Here is a 16,484-nt window from a genome sequence, read left to right as displayed (position 1 = left end):
ATTTTTGGGATCATACGCACCTAAACTGAGATAGCAAGGACATATGTCAGAATTGAGTATAGCTAACTTTAATGCAAAAAAGCCTGCACATTGCTGCGCAGGCTTTTCGTTACGATTTTGCGATTAAATACGCTTTCTCGTAAGTATGCATTTTTTCGTAGGCGAGCTGAGCTTGCTTACTCCAGCGCGCTTCCCAAGGGTTTGCGCTTAAGGAATCAAAGATCTTCGCAGCAAGCTCATAATCCCCCTCAGCATTGCAAAGGCAAGCCAATGAGAACAGCAACTCCTTGTCATCTGGATGTTTTTTCAATTGCTGCTGCAGTGCTAATTTGAGTTCATTACTACTTTGCGTGCTGTGTTGCAGATAGTCCGCTAACTGGTGATATTGACCTTGTTTAAGCAGCTTCTTGAGCTCGCCCAACACTTCCGCTATGCGTCCCTGTTGCAGCTTCACTTTATTAAGGGCTGGTATTGCATGTGCTTTTACTGCCTTAGGTAGCATATTGAACAAAGTGTCTGCTTGCTCTGGGGCTATTACAAACATGCGCTCGAACACACTCTGCCACTGCGTATCACTCCAGTTGAGCTTTTTGTGCCACTTCGCGATTTGTGCAGCGGCCAGCTCGGGTTGCTTAGCCTGCAGGCAAGCTAAAATGTAACCGCTAAGCACCGCTGAAGTTGGTTTAGCCGCAGACATTTTATCATCAAGTAAAGCCAACGCCTGTTCACTATTATTTGCCTCTAGCCATAGTGCCGCGAGCTGCCCTTGGTTGTCATCCGATATAGCTTCTAGCTCAGTATTTGCTTTGACAACATCTCCTTGCTTTAACGCCGCTTTGGCTGCGATGGCACGCACATAGTCTTGGCGTTCATCCGGCTGCGGCGTTTTCGTCAACAAGGTTGCTGCTTGTTCCACTTCGCCGTTAATAAATAGCCACAAACTTTCGTTCCATGCTTGTTGCGCTTTTAGTTTACGCTTTCTGGAAAAATGACCTTTCGTATTGACAAGGCGATGCCACGACCAACGCACTACCTTACCCAACAACACTAAAGCGGTGATGACAAGCAACAACAAGATAGTGAAAGACACTATGCTGCCTTCAATCGTGGTTTGATTGAACGAGATCAACACATAGCCTTTCTCATCAATGAGCAAATGACTGGCGGCTAGCGCGATAAAGATAAGCGCGAAGGTGATGATTTTTGCCATCATTTTAGCCACCCTTTTACTGCTGCAGGGGTGGCAAGCTCAATCGACTCTTGGCGCTGAACTTCACTGCGGCTCAGCTTGTTTAAAGCCTGCTGCATCGCGCTCACAGGCGCGTGTTGCGTATCAAAATAACGCGCCAATGTGTCGGCTGCACTATCAAGCGCACTGAAGTAAATGCTCGCCTGTTGATCTATTAATGCGGTTTGTGCTTGGGTTAAATAAGCACGCAGCTGCGTGCGTATAAGCAGCTGCTCGTTTTTATCGAGCAGTGGGTCTATCACCACTTCATCATGATGACGTATGGTAATAAAGTCATCAACCAACCCCCGCCAAGAGCGCTTTAAGTTCGCTTGCCAATCATCAACCTGTTGCGATAGCGCAGCATCTTCACTCGCTGCCTTTTGCGGAATCTGCTTGGTTTTGATCGTTAGCGTATCAACTTGAGACAATAAACCATGAAGCTCAAAGTAAAGTGACTCCGTTTGTGGCTTAGGCAAGGCCTTCAAAGCGGCAATATCTGTAGCAATCGCCTGCTTAACGGCAGCCGTGTTGGACTCAGACTCTAAGCTCTCTTGCAAGCGCTGCAGAATAGCGATTGCGCCAAGATAATCTTGCTCTGCCTCGACCTTAAATGCAGCAAGGCGCTGTAAATACAATGCCTCAGAGGCCACGGCACCGCTTACTTGCTGCTGCGCCTTGGCAAGCGTCTGCGTTAGCTGGGTTTCCACATGTTGCTGCTGCTCAGCCAATCGCTTTGCGACATTGTCTTGCAACGAATCAAGCACATTTTCTACTCGCTGAAGTTGCGATTTAGCGCCACTCAGCTGTGTGTTTAGTAGCTGATTTTCAGCGTTAATCGCTTGGTTAGCTAACAACGCTTGTTGCAACTGTTGTTGCTGTTGCAAATAAACATAGCCAGCACCAGCGCCACTACCTAGTGCCACTAATAATGCAAGGAGCGCAACCTTACTCACACCAGCCTTAGCGTGATGTGGCGTTACGGTTTGCTCTGCTGCTTTTACAGCTTGCTGGGTATTTGTATTCTTTGTTTGCGATTCAGACTGAGTCATTTTGCGCCCTTGCTGCTTGGTATAGTCGATGATACTCCCTGCGATGGCACGATTATCAGGGCCATGACATACCACAATTTGAGACTGTTCGATGTTATAGGATTGCTGTACATGCTCAGCAATACGTTGGCTCACAACAAAGAAAGTGCGCTGAGCCAACCAATCTTTACTTGCTGACGACTGCGTATTAAAAATCGCATCCGCTGCACTATTACTGGTAATGACTATACCTTCAATCTGCTGGCTTCGCCAGTGGTCTAACCAGCCATCTGCATTGTCTTTTACGGCAACGCGTTCATAAACCACCAAGCTGTCAAGGATAGCACCTCGCGCTTTTAAAGTTTGCGCAATAACGGGACGCCCGCCTTTCCCTTTGACCAACAATACACGCTTGCCCTCAACAGAGGACAGCTGCGGGAGTGCAAGCAAGCCTTCGGAATCAGGTTGTTTAGGATATTTAGCCTTGATATTTAGGGTCTGCTGGATAGCATCGGCCGTGCCTTCGCCAACAGCAAAAGCTGCGCAATGTCCGGCTAATGGTACTTCTAATTGGTGAAAGTATCGCACCGCATCTGGCGAGACAAAAATAGCTAACTCGGCTTCGCTTATCATTGCTTTGGCGGTGTCACTCACTGCCACTTCGTTAAGCTGCAATACTGGGCAAATCACTGAGCTAATTTGCTGCTGTGTCAGTAACTCAGATAAAGGCTCTGATTTGCCAACGGGTCGAGTTAGCACAACTTTCATTTAAGCGTCCCTATAAACCTCAGCAAGAATTTTATCTGCACCTTGCGCAAGTAAGGATTCTGCCAATTGAATTCCAAGTTGCTCAGCCTCTGCAACCGTACCAGAGCATTCGCCGCGCAAGATTTCGCTGCCATCGACAGCACCTACTAAGCCGCGCAAGTGCACCTGATCGCCCGAGACTTCTGCATAAGCACCGATTGGAACCTGACATCCCCCTTCCAAACGGCGGTTCATTGCGCGCTCGGCAAGTACACGAATACGTGTATCAGTGTGTTCCAGTGGTGCGAGGAATGCTTTGGTTTGAGCATCATCGCTACGACATTCGATACCGACAGCGCCTTGGCCATTGGCCGGTAATGAATCTTCAGGTTCAATATAACTTGCGATTCTATCCACCATTTCTAAACGGATAAGTCCCGCCGCGGCCAAAATAATGGCATCAAACTCACCCGCATCTAGCTTGGCTAGGCGAGTATTCACATTACCGCGTAAGTCTTTAATGATTAAGTCCGGACGAGCCGCTCGAATTTGACATTGGCGACGCAGGCTTGAAGTGCCAACCACAGCGCCCTCAGGCAACTCTGCCAGTGAGGTATAAGTATTTGACACAAACGCGTCTCTTGGATCTTCACGTTCGCAAATAGTATGCAGCTCAAGCCCTTCAGGGAAATCAACAGGTACATCTTTCATTGAATGCACTGCAATATCTGCGCGCCCTTCTAACATGGCCTGCTCAAGCTCTTTGACGAACAACCCTTTACCGCCAATTTTTGCCAGTGGCGTATCTAAGATCTTGTCGCCTTTCGTCGACATCGGCACGAGCTCTACTTTTAGATTCGCATGGTGTTTTTCAAGCTCTGCCTTCACAAATTCGGCTTGCCATAGCGCTAAAGCACTTTTGCGCGTTGCAATACGTAATATGGAAACTTGTTCTGTCATGATTTGCCTTTCATTTATTGCAGCGTTATTGCCGCTGCAAATAGTTAACTATGTGGTGATGGCAGTCGGTCACATGCTGCCATACACAATACTGCGAGTAAGATTATTGCTGACTGTTATCCACAATGCGGAACGTCTTTTGGGCAAGCAGTTGTCCAGACTGCGTCACCACCTCAACACGCCAATCTCCGGTTTGACTCGGCATGACGTTCTTACTTGAATAAGTACGATAGCGCGCGGCTTGGATCGGCAGCTCCACTTCTGCCATCAACTCGTCTTGATGGAACCACAGGTGCGACACCACTTGATCTTTAAGCGCGTGTACTTCAGTGAAAAAGTAAAGCTTGTCACTAAACTGAGTGGTCGCAATCACGTCTTTCAACACGTTCGTTGGTTCGCGGTCGTCAATCATAGTAGTGAGTACAGCGCGGCTGATAAATTGCGTGTCGATTTTTGCCCCTAGCGCGACACTGGCTATGCGCGCTTCAGCATCAAATTGATTTTTAGCTTCAGCCCTTGTTTCTGTTTCTGTTTCTGTTTCTGTTTCTGTTTCTGTTTCTGTTTCTGTTTCTGTTTCTGTTTCTGTTTCTGTTTCTTCAGAAGCTTGTTGCTGTTCCTGGTCTAACGCAATGACTTGAGCGACCTCCATTGAGGTCGTCGCGGCACCAGTAGGGGTGAGTTCGGGCGTCGTTAACACGCTATCGGGTGAGGTATCCGCACTTAGCAGCCCGACTTCACGCTCTTCGTTAGAGTCTACTGATGCAGGAGAGTCATTCAGTGATGTATCGGTTTTTGCAATGGTGGCATGTATAGGTACTGCCACTTGGACATCGTCTTCGTCTGCGTTAACGTTATCCACGACACCATAAACACCCGCGGTTGCAATGCCAGCAAATGCTGCCGTTGCCATAAAAATGCGTTTCCAGTGCCATTGATAGGTCACCGCTGAGGGCTCTGAGGGTTGCTTACTCACCGACGTTTTTATGACAATCTTTTGTGACATTGCTTTGCTCCTGTATCTGTCACCAGTACCTTATACCACTTAATATTAATCGCTCAGTCTCGTAATTAACCAAGCGCGAATGGCTTTTAACTCTTCAAGACATACCTGATGCTCCATTGGGTAGTCTTGCCAGCTCACTTCATAGCCTTGCTGTTGTAACGTGTTAAATGCGTGCTCGCCTGCAAACATAGGCACGACAGGATCAGCTCTGCCATGCGCCATAAAAATAGTAAGCTCGCTTTGCTGTGCTTCTGCGCTGAGCTTTTCAGGCACACACATATAAGTTGATAGTGCCATGACACCAGCCAATTTAACAGTTAAACGCGGTGCAAGATGGAGCGCAATCACGCCCCCTTGAGAAAAGCCAGCTAAGATAATGCGGTTAGCTGGAATACCTTTATCTAACTGTGCCTGAATTAACGCTTCAACCTGAGCTGATGAGTCTCGCACACCTTGCTCATCCGCTCTTTTATCCAGATCAAATGATTTAATGTCATACCATGCACGCATCACCATACCACCATTTATAGTGACCGGCTGTTCTGGTGCATGTGGAAAAATAAAGTGTGCACCCAATTCGTCAGGCAGATTTAACTCAGATGCAATGGGTAAAAAGCCGTTACCTGAATCGCCTAAGCCATGGAGCCAAATAATACTCGCTTTATGCTGTCCTTTGGCAGGATAATCTACAAACTCCAACATTAATCGTGCTGCCACTCTATTGCGATATTTGCCTGTTTAGTCGCCGCGTCGCTCATAAATTGCCAAAACTCAGCACCAGAACGATTATCAATCCACTGATCGCCACGCAACTCAAAGTGATGACCATTAAACTTAGTCGCCACCCAGACTTGGTGCAATGGTGCTTGTTTGTTGATAACAATTTTGCTCTTGTCAGGGAAAATAATTTCTAGAATTCCCGATGCTGATTCGTAATCTAAATCAGCGTCACAATCATCGATCTGCTCTTCAATAGTCAACATTAGCGCATCGGCTAACTCATGATATTCACTTTCTGTCATCGTGATTTCCTCTTACTGACGCACTGCGGCATGGTGCCTAAGCTTAACTCGCTATTTGAGCAATTTGATGAAGACGAAATTTCAATAGCGAAAAGCTGCTTTTTTTATCAATTCTGTTACTCTGCGATTATAAAGGCACTGACACGAATTATCTAATGAAAGCGACACCTTATAAATTTAGCGTAACGGCACTTGTTTTTACTACTTTAATCGGATTATCGGGTTGCGGTCAAAGCGGTCCGCTTTATTTGCCTGAACAACAGGCTAAAAAATCAAACCAACCGAAAGCAGCACAAGCAAACCAGCCTGAAGCAGAACAACAGGAGCGTTAAAATGGATTATTTCAATTATCAAGATGGCGAACTATTCGCTGAAGATGTCGCCATAACCACAATCGCCGAGCAATATGGCACTCCTTGCTATGTCTACTCGAAGAAGACTTTAGCGCGGCATTATCACGCTTTTACGGATGCCGCAGCCGGTCATCCCCACTTAGTGTGCTACGCAGTAAAGGCGAATTCAAATATCGCCGTATTGAACGTCTTGGCTCAGCTTGGTTCTGGTTTTGATATCGTGTCGAAAGGTGAACTTGCGCGAGTGCTAAAAGCAGGGGGAGATCCTCAAAAAGTGGTTTTTTCTGGTGTTGCGAAAACGGAAGATGAAATCGAGTTTGCACTTGAGACTGGGATTAAATGCTTTAATGTTGAGTCGATTGCAGAGCTGCACCGTATCAGTGAAGTGGCAACCACACTGGATAAGATTGCGCCAATTTCATTGCGCGTAAACCCAGATATTGATGCAAAAACTCACCCCTATATTTCAACCGGGTTAAAAGAGAACAAATTTGGTATTGATATCAAAGCCGCATTTGATGTTTACCAGCTCGCTTACGCCCTACCAGGTTTAAAAGTGGTTGGGATCGACTTCCACATCGGCTCTCAGTTGGTTGAGGTTAATCCATTTTTAGCGGCGTTAGATAAAGTGCTGGCTCTAATTTCTCAACTCGAAAAGGCGGGAATTTACTTGCATCACCTCGATATCGGTGGCGGTCTTGGCGTGCCTTATGACGGTGAAAAACCGCCGCATCCGAGTGCTTACGCTGCAGAGATTAAAGCGCGATTGGCGCAGTTCAATGATCTAGAACTTATTTTTGAGCCTGGTCGAGCGATTGCTGCCAATGCTGGTGTGTTGGTGACTAAAGTCGAATTTATTAAGCCAACCGAGCATAAGCATTTTGCCATTGTTGATGCTGGCATGAACGACATGTTACGACCATCGCTTTATCAGGCTTGGCAAAATATCGTACCAGTCACACCGCGAGACGACGTTGACGCGATAAATTACGACGTGGTTGGTCCAGTATGTGAAACGGGTGACTTTCTAGGTAAAGACCGAGTACTTAAAATTAAGGCTGGCGACTTATTAGTACAGCGCAGTGCAGGCGCGTATGGCTTTACCATGAGTTCAAATTACAACTCACGCCCCCGCTGTGCAGAGATCATGGTTGATAACAATCAACACCATCTAATCCGCCAAAGAGAGCCTCTAGAATCTCTGTGGCAATTTGAGCAACTACTGCCACAATAACCCGACTTGGATACGTCCTAGGGATACAAAGCAAGGCTTAATGCCAAGCAGCTTCCCTAGTCGAGGTATCCATGGCAAAGTATTAGTAAAGTGAGGCCATGGTTTTATACCAAAAGATAACCACTCTATGTTTATAAACTTTTCAAAAATGCATGGTTTAGGCAACGACTTTGTGGTGATAGATAATGTCACCCAAAATGTGTTTTTGTCTCGAGACCAAATTAAGAAGTTAGCAGATCGCCACTTTGGAATTGGCTTTGATCAGCTGTTGATGGTTGAAGCGCCTTATTCCCCGGACTTAGATTTTCATTATCGTATTTTCAATGCCGATGGTAACGAAGTTGAGCAATGTGGTAACGGTGCTCGCTGTTTTGCTCGCTTTGTCCGCATGAAGGGCTTAACGAACAAACACAAGGTTTGCGTCTCTACAAAGGGCGGCAATATCACCCTGTATACCGAAAAAGACGGCCAAGTTACCGTGAATATGGGCAAACCGAACTTTAACCCACAAGCCATTCCGTTTCGTGCAAACAAACAAGAAAACACCTATATTTTAAGAGCCGACGAACATACGGTGTTTTGTAGCGCGGTTTCTATGGGCAATCCTCATGGCGTGATTATTGTCGATAGTGTAGAAACCGCTGAGGTAGCTACACTCGGGCCACTCCTTGAACACCATGAACGTTTCCCACAAAAGGCCAATATTGGCTTTATGGAAGTAGTTTCTCGTGAATATGTTAAGCTACGTGTTTGGGAGCGCGGCGCTGGCGAAACGCTTGCCTGTGGCACAGGAGCATGTGCCGCTGTTGTTGCTGGCATAATGCAAGGTAAGTTAGAAGAAACTGTTAGGGTCGACCTACCAGGTGGCAGTCTTCAAGTGCGTTGGGGCGGTCAAGGTCAAGTAGTGAAAATGACCGGACCGGCGGAGCATGTTTTTGATGGGCAAATCGCAATATGACCATAAAAGAAGCAAATTCGACTGAACAATTAGTCATAGAGTACCTGCGCAAGCATCCTGATTTTTTGCTCAGGCACCCTTATGTGCTATTGGATTTGCAGCTACACCACCAGCAGCAAGGGCTTCCAAACCTTGCTTTGCACCAACAGCGGATGCTCCGCGATGAAGTCAACTCACTACAGCAGCAGATCAAAGACATGGTCCATTATGCAAAAGCCAACGAGCTGGTTTTCAAGCAATTGAGTGAATGCCAATTGGCTATCATGCGTTGTACTGAGTTGAGTGCAATCAATCATACGTTAGCACAGCGCTTTGAGGACCACCCGGACATCCAAGCATGTAAACTCATCAACATCGATGATACGCTTTTGGAACTAGTGTCAGCTAAACTGAGCAGTAACAACTGCTACTTAGGACGACTCAGTCCGTCACAAGCTGAACTCTTGTTTGCCGATATTGAAGTAGGATCGGTAGCACTTTACCGCGTTGATGCGTCAGACAAAGGTCGCTTTATTCTGGCCTTTGCCAGCCGCTCACCAGAACACTTTTCGCCACAACACGACAATATGTTGATCACGGCTTTTATTCAAACATTATCGCTTAAGCTCGAAGCGCTGGCATGAGCCTAACACCACTATCGGAAGATTGGACGCAACCAGTAACCGCCTTTATGGCACACTTGCGCCACGAAAAGCACTACTCAGAACATACACTCACCCAATACAACACTCAGCTTATTCAAGCAGCGCAGTATTTTTGTGATCACGCCTCTTCTTGGCTAGAAGTCAGTGGCGAGCAAATTCGCCGCTACAGCATGAAGCTTCGCGGTCAAAATTACAGCCCAAGAACTATCAACCTTAAGCTCAGTTGTATTCGGAGCTTATATAAATTTCTCAAGCTCAAGTCACAATCGCAACAGGCTGTCGTCAATCCCGCACAAGGGATCCGAGGGCCTAAGTTTCAAAAGCCACTCCCAAAGAACCTTGATGTTGACCAAATGGGGCAACTTCTGGAAATTCAGGCAGATGATGCGCTTGCCATTCGTGATAAAGCCATGATGGAATTAATGTACTCTAGTGGTTTGCGATTAAGCGAGTTGGTTGGCGCAAACCTATTGGATGTCAAAGACGGTGAAATACGCGTGCTTGGTAAAGGCGGTAAGGAGCGCGTTGTGCCTGTCGGCGGTAAAGCGCTAAACGCACTAGCTGATTGGCTCAAAATAAGGCCGCAATTTACAACGTTGGAAGAACCAGCGCTTTTTGTGAGCAAATTAAAGCGCCGGATCAGCCCTCGCCATGTCCGCGCAAGAATGAAAGAATGGGGTCTGAAACAAGGGGTTAGTACACCTATTCATCCCCATAAACTGAGGCACTCGTTCGCCAGCCACATGCTAGAATCCAGCGGTGACTTGCGCGCGGTACAAGAGATGCTTGGACATGCCAGCTTATCAGCCACTCAGGTCTACACCCATTTAGATTTTCAACATTTAGCAAAAGTGTATGATAGCGCTCACCCAAGAGCGAAAAAGCAAAAAGACGAGTAACAATGCGATTCAATAAGCCCATTTCAGACATTGCCGCCATCAGTTTTGATTTAGACGATACGCTATACGATAACAGGCCTGTTATCATTGCGGCTGTTAACGCCATGACAGCGCACCTGAATACTATTCCCGGGTGGCAAGCGAAAGGGGGATCATTCTGGTCTCAATGTCGAAACGAAACACTCAAACAAAACAGTGCGCTTGCAGAAGATGTGACAAAGTGGCGTCAAGTGGCACTTGAGTGGGGCTTCACAGCACTGGGGTTTGATAGTGCAACAAGTAAACAGCACGCGCTACAGGCCTATCAAGCCTTTGCCGATACCCGCAGTAATATCACGGTCAGCGACGCCGTCATCAACCTGCTTGCTCAGTTACGCAGTCAATATCACATCATTGCTATCACTAATGGTAATGTCGAGATAGATAAATTTAATCTTCGCGATAGTTTTGACTTAGTGCTTCGCGCTGGAATTGATGGCCGCGCCAAACCTCACCCTGAGCTTTACCAGCTTGCCTGCCAGCATTTTAACCTTGCACCACATCAACTTCTGCATGTTGGCGATAGCTTAGATACCGATGTACAAGGAGCACACCGTGCCGGCTGCCCTAGTGTTTGGCTTCGCAATCAATTTGCGCCATACCAGTACAAAGGATTGGCTAATGTGGAAATCGATGACATACAAATGTTAAAAAAGATGATGTAATGTTTCCTTTTATGCGGTTGCATTCGGTGCTTGAATAACGTACTAATATTGACTTCCAAAAAACGATAATAATGGAAGTGAAATATGTCATCACAGGACACAACAAGTGATACAGGCTTTTTTGGTCATCCAAAAGGCCTACAGACTCTGTTTCTCACCGAGATGTGGGAACGAATGAGTTATTATGGCATGCGTGCCATGTTAGTACTTTTCATGACGGCCACCTTACAGCAAGAAGGTCTTGGCTTCACCGTTGCCTCCGCTGCCGCAATATATGGCCTCTATACTGGCTCGGTTTATTTCTTAGGTCTACCGGGAGGTTGGATAGCAGACCGTTTATTGGGTGGCCAACGCGCGGTTTGGTACGGCGGTATTATCATCATGTGCGGCCACATCATTCTTGCCATCCCAAGTCAATTTTCCTTTTTTGTTGGCCTTATCTTTGTTGCCAGTGGCACAGGTTTATTAAAACCCAATATTAGCGCTATGGTTGGCCAGCTTTATAACGATGAAGATAACCGCCGCGATAGTGGTTACGCGATTTACTATATGGGGATCAACCTAGGGTCTGTGATCGGCTATGCGGTATGTGGCTACTTTATGGAAAACGTTGGTTGGCATTGGGCCTTTGGTGCAGCCGCGGTGGGCATGGCAATCGGTTTAGTCAATTATCGCCTAACAGACAATCACATCGCTACCGTTGGCAATGCGCCAACTAACCCAATGACGGGGAGTCAAAGTGCTAAAGCTTGGGGTGCGATTGTTTTAGTCATTGCGGCTGTTGCAGCAATAACGGCAGCGGCGTTTGCAGGTGTTTTTGTGATAAACCCCGTAGAGCTCGCAAAATATGTCGCGATAGCTTTTACTGTCACTTTCTTTTTGTATTACGGTTATATCTACTTTGGCGGTAACCTTGATGCCGATGAAAAGCGCCGGATGTGGGCACTCTTTTTGGTTTGCGTTGCGTCCACTTGTTTTTGGTCTGGTTTTGAACAAGCGGGCTCTTCACTTAATTTATTTGCCCGCGATTACACCGACAGATTAATCGGCAGTTTTAGTATTCCAACCGCTTGGTTCCAATCGGCCAACGCTTTTTTCATTATCGTGTTATCCCCTTTCTTTGCTGCGCTTTGGATTAACTTGGCTAAGCGCATGATCACGCCAACCTATAGCGTGAAATGTGCGATTGGTCTTATCATCATGGCGAGCGGATTTATTGTGATGTTTTTCGCTTCCCAATTTGCAGCTCAAGGCCTACAAGTAGCACCAATGTGGTTGATCACCACTTACTTTCTGCACACCGTGGGTGAACTTTGTTTAAGCCCAGTGGCGTTGAGCGCAGTAAGTAAGTTATCTCCCAAACGTTTTGCTGGGCAAATGATGGGGGTTTTCGTACTCACTTACTCAATTGGTAATATCTTCTCGGGTCTGCTCGCTGGTAGCTTTGATCCTAATAATATCGAAGACTTACCAAATCTATACCTACAAATTGCGCTATTTACTATCGGTATTGGTGTATTTGTCGGTGTACTTGGTCTAAAAACCAAGCATTGGGAAAAGCAATCTGAAAAGCCGCTCACAGAGCAAACGGCTTAAATGAATTGAAGATGTAGGAGTGATGGCTTCTACATCTTCTCAAACTCAGCAGAAACAAGCTGGCCGTCATAAGATTTGAAGTGGCCAACCCAATCAGAGTTTACTACTTCTATCATGCCATATAGATTTTCAATCGAGCCTATTTGAGATGCGCGACTTTCAGGGTCAAGATAATTCACCCCATAGAATTGCCAAGGAGTAAGTACATTCGATATCACGCTCAATCCAGATAAATTAGCATTGCTTAACGACCAACTCTCTAGCAGCTTAACTCCTATCACTCGGCCAAATTGGCTTTGTTCAATTAACTGATTACACCCGGTGTAAAATAGCGTTTGTTTATCTATGCCACGCCATTGCATTAAGCCGCCCTGATGCTTTGTAATAAAAGCTTTGATGTCTTCTTGACCACTCCAGCATGCAGGAGCAATTGGTTTCGCAATCTCTGTTTTGCCTATGGTTAGGGCAGATAATTTGGTCTTCGGATCGGTAGTATATCTTCCCTCGACAAAAAACTTAATGTCAGGAAACTTTTCCTTAAGTGCAGAAACTGTCATCTCATCCAAGTCCCGGTTTGTAATTTGAGTTTGCTGGTGACTTAGTGGTGTAGCAAGAGCAACATCATAAATATCAATTAGATTTGCAAGACTGATAGGAAGAAGATTGAATGCATATTGGTACCCGACGAGCTTATCATGTTCAAATAAAAACGCGTTATTGCGACCAATAAATGCAAACTTTTGATAAGCATTAATAGGCCATTGCATCGTAAAACGGCCTATTTTTTCTTCCGCTTGTGAAAAAGAGTCTCCGAGCTTAATACCAAATACTTGGTCCGTAGTAACAGAAGTATCAAGTACCTCTGTTAGCTTTGGCTTGAGTCGACTTTTGTGCGGATCAATCGTTGTGTTATAAGTAATTGAATGGGTCGTTGGTTTGGATGAAAAAACAGCACCAGATATCAGCTCAGTGTTTTTTGCTGTAAGTACTTCAGTATAATGACAAGATAAAACGGGCTGAGCTACAACTTTCCCGGATACAACAGCTCTTTTCGACCACCCATCAGCCGTTCTTTTGAATGAAGCATTTTTAATAATTATACCTTTCTCAAACGCTTTAGCTTCTTCAGATAACGCGTCAAATAGTGACAATCTAACATCGTCAAACAGCGCTGTGACAACATCCGATAACTCACCATTACTCGCCTCTTGTCCCCCCAACAAACGCATTGACTTTGAGCTTTGCTTGTATATTTCAATGGGCGCTTTACTTTCATCAATGACACAATCACTATTTTTCGCAAATATTTGGGTCGCACTCACTTGCACACTCACCGCAAACAAACCAGCTAGCAAAATATTTTTTTTCATTTTATTGTCCCTTTTTTAGCCTTATCTCAACCTTAGCGTAATCCGATACAAATCTGTAGTTTTTCTTCCGACTTTGCTACTGTACTGACTCTTTTAAAAAAGGATGCTGTTTTCTATGTCTAAAGTCATGATCACTGGTGCAACGGGCTTGCTTGGCCGCGCACTTTGCCAAGAGCTAAGTAGTACCCACGAGATTTTAGGATGTGGCTTTAGCCGAGCAGCCGCGCCACTTCACAAACTTGACTTGGCTGACCACAGTTCGGTTTTAGATTTCTTAGATAATCACGGGCCAGAGATACTTATTCACGCAGCAGCAGAGCGCAGGCCAGAACAATGTGAGCGAGACCAAGCGGCAACGCTTGCGCTCAATGTTGCGGCAACCGAGTTCTTAGCCCAAACCTGCCGCGAAAGAGATATTCGATTTTTCTTTATTAGTACTGACTATGTGTTTGACGGCACCTCAGCACCTTATGTTGAAACAGATAGCACTAATCCTGTGAACTTCTACGGCCAAACCAAGCAAGCTGCGGAGCGTGCCATACTGGCAGACAGCGCATTACACACCATAGTGCGAGTGCCCGTTTTATACGGCGAGGTAAAAACGCTGGAAGAATCTGCGGTAACCATTATTGCAAAACAGCTGTTAGCCAACCCCGCTTCAAGTCACGATAATTGGGCCATTCGCTACCCCACCCATGTTAATGATATTGCGCTAACGCTCAAAGATGTTATCGCACAGCCTAGCCTTGGTGGGATTATTCATATCAGTGGCAATCAAGCATTCACTAAGTATGAAATGGCGCAGGTCATGGCGCAGGCTTTGCAACTACCGACGCAAGATCTCGTGCCGCTGAGCCAACCGAGTGACGATGCCACAAGACCACAAAATTGCGCTCTAAAAGACACTAGATTGATTAACATGGGGATCGCTCACAACCGCGATTTTGCAACCGCGGTGAGTGAAGTGCTCACAAAACACAGATAACGCTTAAAACAGGTTATTACGACCGAAGGGCACTTCTAATGTATTGTCATTGACTGACACTGGGTGCCCGACCATCTCGTCATAAGCGCTTTGATGCCTAATCACCATTTCCATGTAGCTAATATCAAGCAGGCGTTTTTGAATTTGCAGCGGGTTATGTGCTTTTAAAAACTCGCCATTTTCTTCCGTGACATAATATTCCACGTTATTAATAAGCACACTGACTTGATAAAGCGCTAAATCAATGGAATGCACTATTACCTTTTGCAGCGGCTGATGTTGTTTTAACTTTGAAAACGCAATGGCCATTGATATTCTCCATGCATAGATCCAAACAGTCTGTTGCCTTACAATACGCGCTGTTATCTCTTTTTGATCATGTGAATGTCTATGTCCTATCCGATGCGTTTGGCCAAATATCTCAGCCACTGCGGTGTTTGCTCTAGGCGACAAGCGTCTCGCTTAATTGATAGCGCAAGAGTGACCGTAAATGGCCGCTTGGCCAATCACATAGATCACATCAATTTGACCGATTGCATTATGGTCGATGGTGAACCGGTCACGCCGCCAAAAGCGAGAAGACTCTTTGTTTACCATAAACCCGTGGGTATAGACTGCAAAGTGAATCCAGATGACCCTGCGAGTATCTACCATGTGCTACCAGAGTCATGTCGTGTTTATCCAATAGGTCGGTTAGACAAAGACAGTCGAGGCTTACTACTACTCACCAATGATGGGGCACTGTGTCAGCAATTAATCCACCCTGACCATCATCAAGAGAAAGAATATGAGGTGCAAGTTGACAAGCCTCTGGACCCAGATTTTTGCCTTAAAATGGCAGCCGGCGTGCCAGTGAAGGGCCAAATAACCCTCCCCTGTACCGTTGAGCAAATCGCACATGACCGCTTTAGAATAGTGTTACGCCAAGGCCTCAATCGCCAGATCAGAAGAATGGCACATTACTGTGGTTATCGGGTTATCGACTTATACCGAGTGCGTATCGCAAACTTAGCATTGACACAGCTAGAGGTTAACTCCGCTGAAGTGAAAGAGATTTCAGCAGAGTTAATTCAGTTGACCTAAGTGTAGAGTCACGCAAAGGACGACTATAAACCACACACCACAATAATGGCGATAGCACAGCCGAGTCCTAGCGCCCAGACAATGGAGCGCAGCACGTCAATATTCGCCCAATACAGCACACAATATAATGCTCTAGCGACAATATGGCCTATCGCTAGCCATTCGACTAGAGGAGTGTAGGTTTGGGTGCCAAACGCAACGGCCAAGGCGACAGCAAACACGGCTAATGACTCAAAACAGTTTTGATGTGCGGCCAGCGCTCTTGCCCCCAGCCCAGTTAGTTTCTTTTGCTGTTCACGCGGGTGCTTGTTGTCGTAGCCCCCTTCTTTATTCATCGCCACTGCCACAGGGATTTTGGCAAAATAAGGTAGTAAGATGGCAAGAATTGCACAGATGATTAGTATACCCACAAGATACTCCTTCAACCTTTTGATTATTCAACTCAGTAGAGCAGAATAGCGTTAAAAAGAAAAGCCATAGTTGAATACGTAATCCCCTAACCTATGGCCCAATCTTGTAGCATCGACCTTAATCATATCGTGATACTGAAAATTGAACATGTGGCAAATTGTCGCAGTGCGCCAACCACAAGAATGCTTCCGTAGCACATTGAATACACATTGAATTATTTTCACTATCACGATAATTCATTTATTCAGACTCGCTC

At 45.9% G+C, this 16,484-nt stretch carries 18 protein-coding genes; 9 read left to right on the top strand and 9 right to left on the bottom strand.

Annotated elements, in window-relative coordinates; all coding sequences use genetic code 11:
* Positions 1–109: 109 nt before the first annotated feature.
* From MHN30_RS22185 to cyaY, 6 genes are all read right to left on the bottom strand, one after another.
* Positions 110–1,213: a heme biosynthesis HemY N-terminal domain-containing protein gene (locus MHN30_RS22185; protein WP_039491018.1), complete on the bottom strand. Its 1,104-nt coding sequence runs from the start codon at positions 1,211–1,213 to the stop codon at positions 110–112.
* Entirely contained in the window at positions 1,210–3,027 is a 1,818-nt protein-coding gene (locus tag MHN30_RS22180) for a uroporphyrinogen-III C-methyltransferase (RefSeq protein WP_239361169.1), read from the bottom strand. Before MHN30_RS22180 ends, MHN30_RS22185 begins: the two co-directional genes overlap by 4 nt.
* Positions 3,028–3,966: a hydroxymethylbilane synthase gene (gene hemC / locus MHN30_RS22175; protein WP_045989735.1), complete on the bottom strand. Its 939-nt coding sequence runs from the start codon at positions 3,964–3,966 to the stop codon at positions 3,028–3,030. It lies immediately after the preceding gene.
* 103 nt (positions 3,967–4,069) lie between these two features.
* Positions 4,070–4,969 carry a DUF2914 domain-containing protein gene (locus tag MHN30_RS22170; protein WP_239361168.1) on the bottom strand — a complete coding sequence of 300 codons (900 nt, stop codon included), beginning with the start codon at positions 4,967–4,969 and terminating at the stop codon, positions 4,070–4,072.
* Positions 4,970–5,014: 45 nt separating this feature from the next.
* The gene (locus tag MHN30_RS22165) at positions 5,015–5,671 is read right to left on the bottom strand and encodes an alpha/beta hydrolase (protein ID WP_239361166.1); all 657 of its coding nucleotides are present in this window, start codon (positions 5,669–5,671) and stop codon (positions 5,015–5,017) included.
* A complete protein-coding gene (gene cyaY, locus MHN30_RS22160) occupies positions 5,671–5,991 on the bottom strand; it encodes an iron donor protein CyaY (RefSeq protein WP_010378141.1) in 321 nt (106 codons plus the stop codon). The genes MHN30_RS22165 and cyaY overlap by 1 nt, the downstream gene beginning before the upstream one ends.
* Positions 5,992–6,146: 155 nt before the next feature.
* On the opposite strand from cyaY, the gene MHN30_RS22155 reads away from it, so the two are divergent.
* From MHN30_RS22155 to MHN30_RS22125, 7 genes are all read left to right on the top strand, one after another.
* A complete protein-coding gene (locus tag MHN30_RS22155; protein WP_010604229.1) occupies positions 6,147–6,323 on the top strand; it encodes a lipoprotein in 177 nt (58 codons plus the stop codon).
* 1 nt (position 6,324) lies between these two features.
* A complete protein-coding gene (lysA, locus tag MHN30_RS22150; protein ID WP_239361164.1) occupies positions 6,325–7,578 on the top strand; it encodes a diaminopimelate decarboxylase in 1,254 nt (417 codons plus the stop codon).
* A gap of 127 nt (positions 7,579–7,705) precedes the next feature.
* Complete coding sequence (gene dapF / locus MHN30_RS22145) at positions 7,706–8,536, top strand: diaminopimelate epimerase (protein WP_039491011.1); 831 nt, start codon at positions 7,706–7,708, stop codon at positions 8,534–8,536.
* Entirely contained in the window at positions 8,533–9,159 is a 627-nt protein-coding gene (locus MHN30_RS22140; protein WP_130163258.1) for a DUF484 family protein, read from the top strand. Before dapF ends, MHN30_RS22140 begins: the two co-directional genes overlap by 4 nt.
* The gene (locus MHN30_RS22135) at positions 9,156–10,079 is read left to right on the top strand and encodes a tyrosine recombinase XerC (protein ID WP_130163257.1); all 924 of its coding nucleotides are present in this window, start codon (positions 9,156–9,158) and stop codon (positions 10,077–10,079) included. Before MHN30_RS22140 ends, MHN30_RS22135 begins: the two co-directional genes overlap by 4 nt.
* A gap of 2 nt (positions 10,080–10,081) precedes the next feature.
* Complete coding sequence (locus tag MHN30_RS22130) at positions 10,082–10,783, top strand: HAD-IA family hydrolase (RefSeq protein ID WP_130163256.1); 702 nt, start codon at positions 10,082–10,084, stop codon at positions 10,781–10,783.
* Positions 10,784–10,867: 84 nt separating this feature from the next.
* Positions 10,868–12,379 carry a peptide MFS transporter gene (locus MHN30_RS22125; RefSeq protein WP_130163255.1) on the top strand — a complete coding sequence of 504 codons (1,512 nt, stop codon included), beginning with the start codon at positions 10,868–10,870 and terminating at the stop codon, positions 12,377–12,379.
* A 29-nt stretch (positions 12,380–12,408) separates the two neighbouring features.
* On the opposite strand, the gene MHN30_RS22120 is transcribed toward MHN30_RS22125, so the two are convergent.
* A complete protein-coding gene (locus MHN30_RS22120) occupies positions 12,409–13,749 on the bottom strand; it encodes a hypothetical protein (protein WP_239361162.1) in 1,341 nt (446 codons plus the stop codon).
* A 115-nt stretch (positions 13,750–13,864) separates the two neighbouring features.
* Between MHN30_RS22120 and MHN30_RS22115 the strand changes: the two genes are divergently transcribed.
* On the top strand, positions 13,865–14,734 hold the full coding sequence (locus MHN30_RS22115; protein ID WP_239361160.1) for an SDR family oxidoreductase: 870 nt from the start codon (positions 13,865–13,867) through the stop codon (positions 14,732–14,734).
* Positions 14,735–14,737: 3 nt separating this feature from the next.
* Here the strand turns inward: MHN30_RS22115 and MHN30_RS22110 are convergent, their stop codons facing one another.
* Entirely contained in the window at positions 14,738–15,043 is a 306-nt protein-coding gene (locus MHN30_RS22110; protein WP_069018884.1) for a DUF6482 family protein, read from the bottom strand.
* Between the two features lie 81 nt (positions 15,044–15,124).
* On the opposite strand from MHN30_RS22110, the gene MHN30_RS22105 reads away from it, so the two are divergent.
* Positions 15,125–15,817, top strand: a complete 693-nt coding sequence (locus tag MHN30_RS22105; protein ID WP_193522576.1) for a pseudouridine synthase — start codon at positions 15,125–15,127, stop codon at positions 15,815–15,817.
* Positions 15,818–15,840: 23 nt separating this feature from the next.
* Here the strand turns inward: MHN30_RS22105 and MHN30_RS22100 are convergent, their stop codons facing one another.
* A complete protein-coding gene (locus MHN30_RS22100) occupies positions 15,841–16,227 on the bottom strand; it encodes an MAPEG family protein (protein WP_039491002.1) in 387 nt (128 codons plus the stop codon).
* Positions 16,228–16,484 lie beyond the last annotated feature (257 nt).

Origin of the sequence: Pseudoalteromonas sp. OF7H-1 (assembly GCF_022347825.1) — a bacterium.
GTDB classification, from domain to species: Bacteria; Pseudomonadota; Gammaproteobacteria; order Enterobacterales; family Alteromonadaceae; genus Pseudoalteromonas; species Pseudoalteromonas maricaloris.
This window is presented reverse-complemented; position numbering and strand designations above follow the sequence as displayed.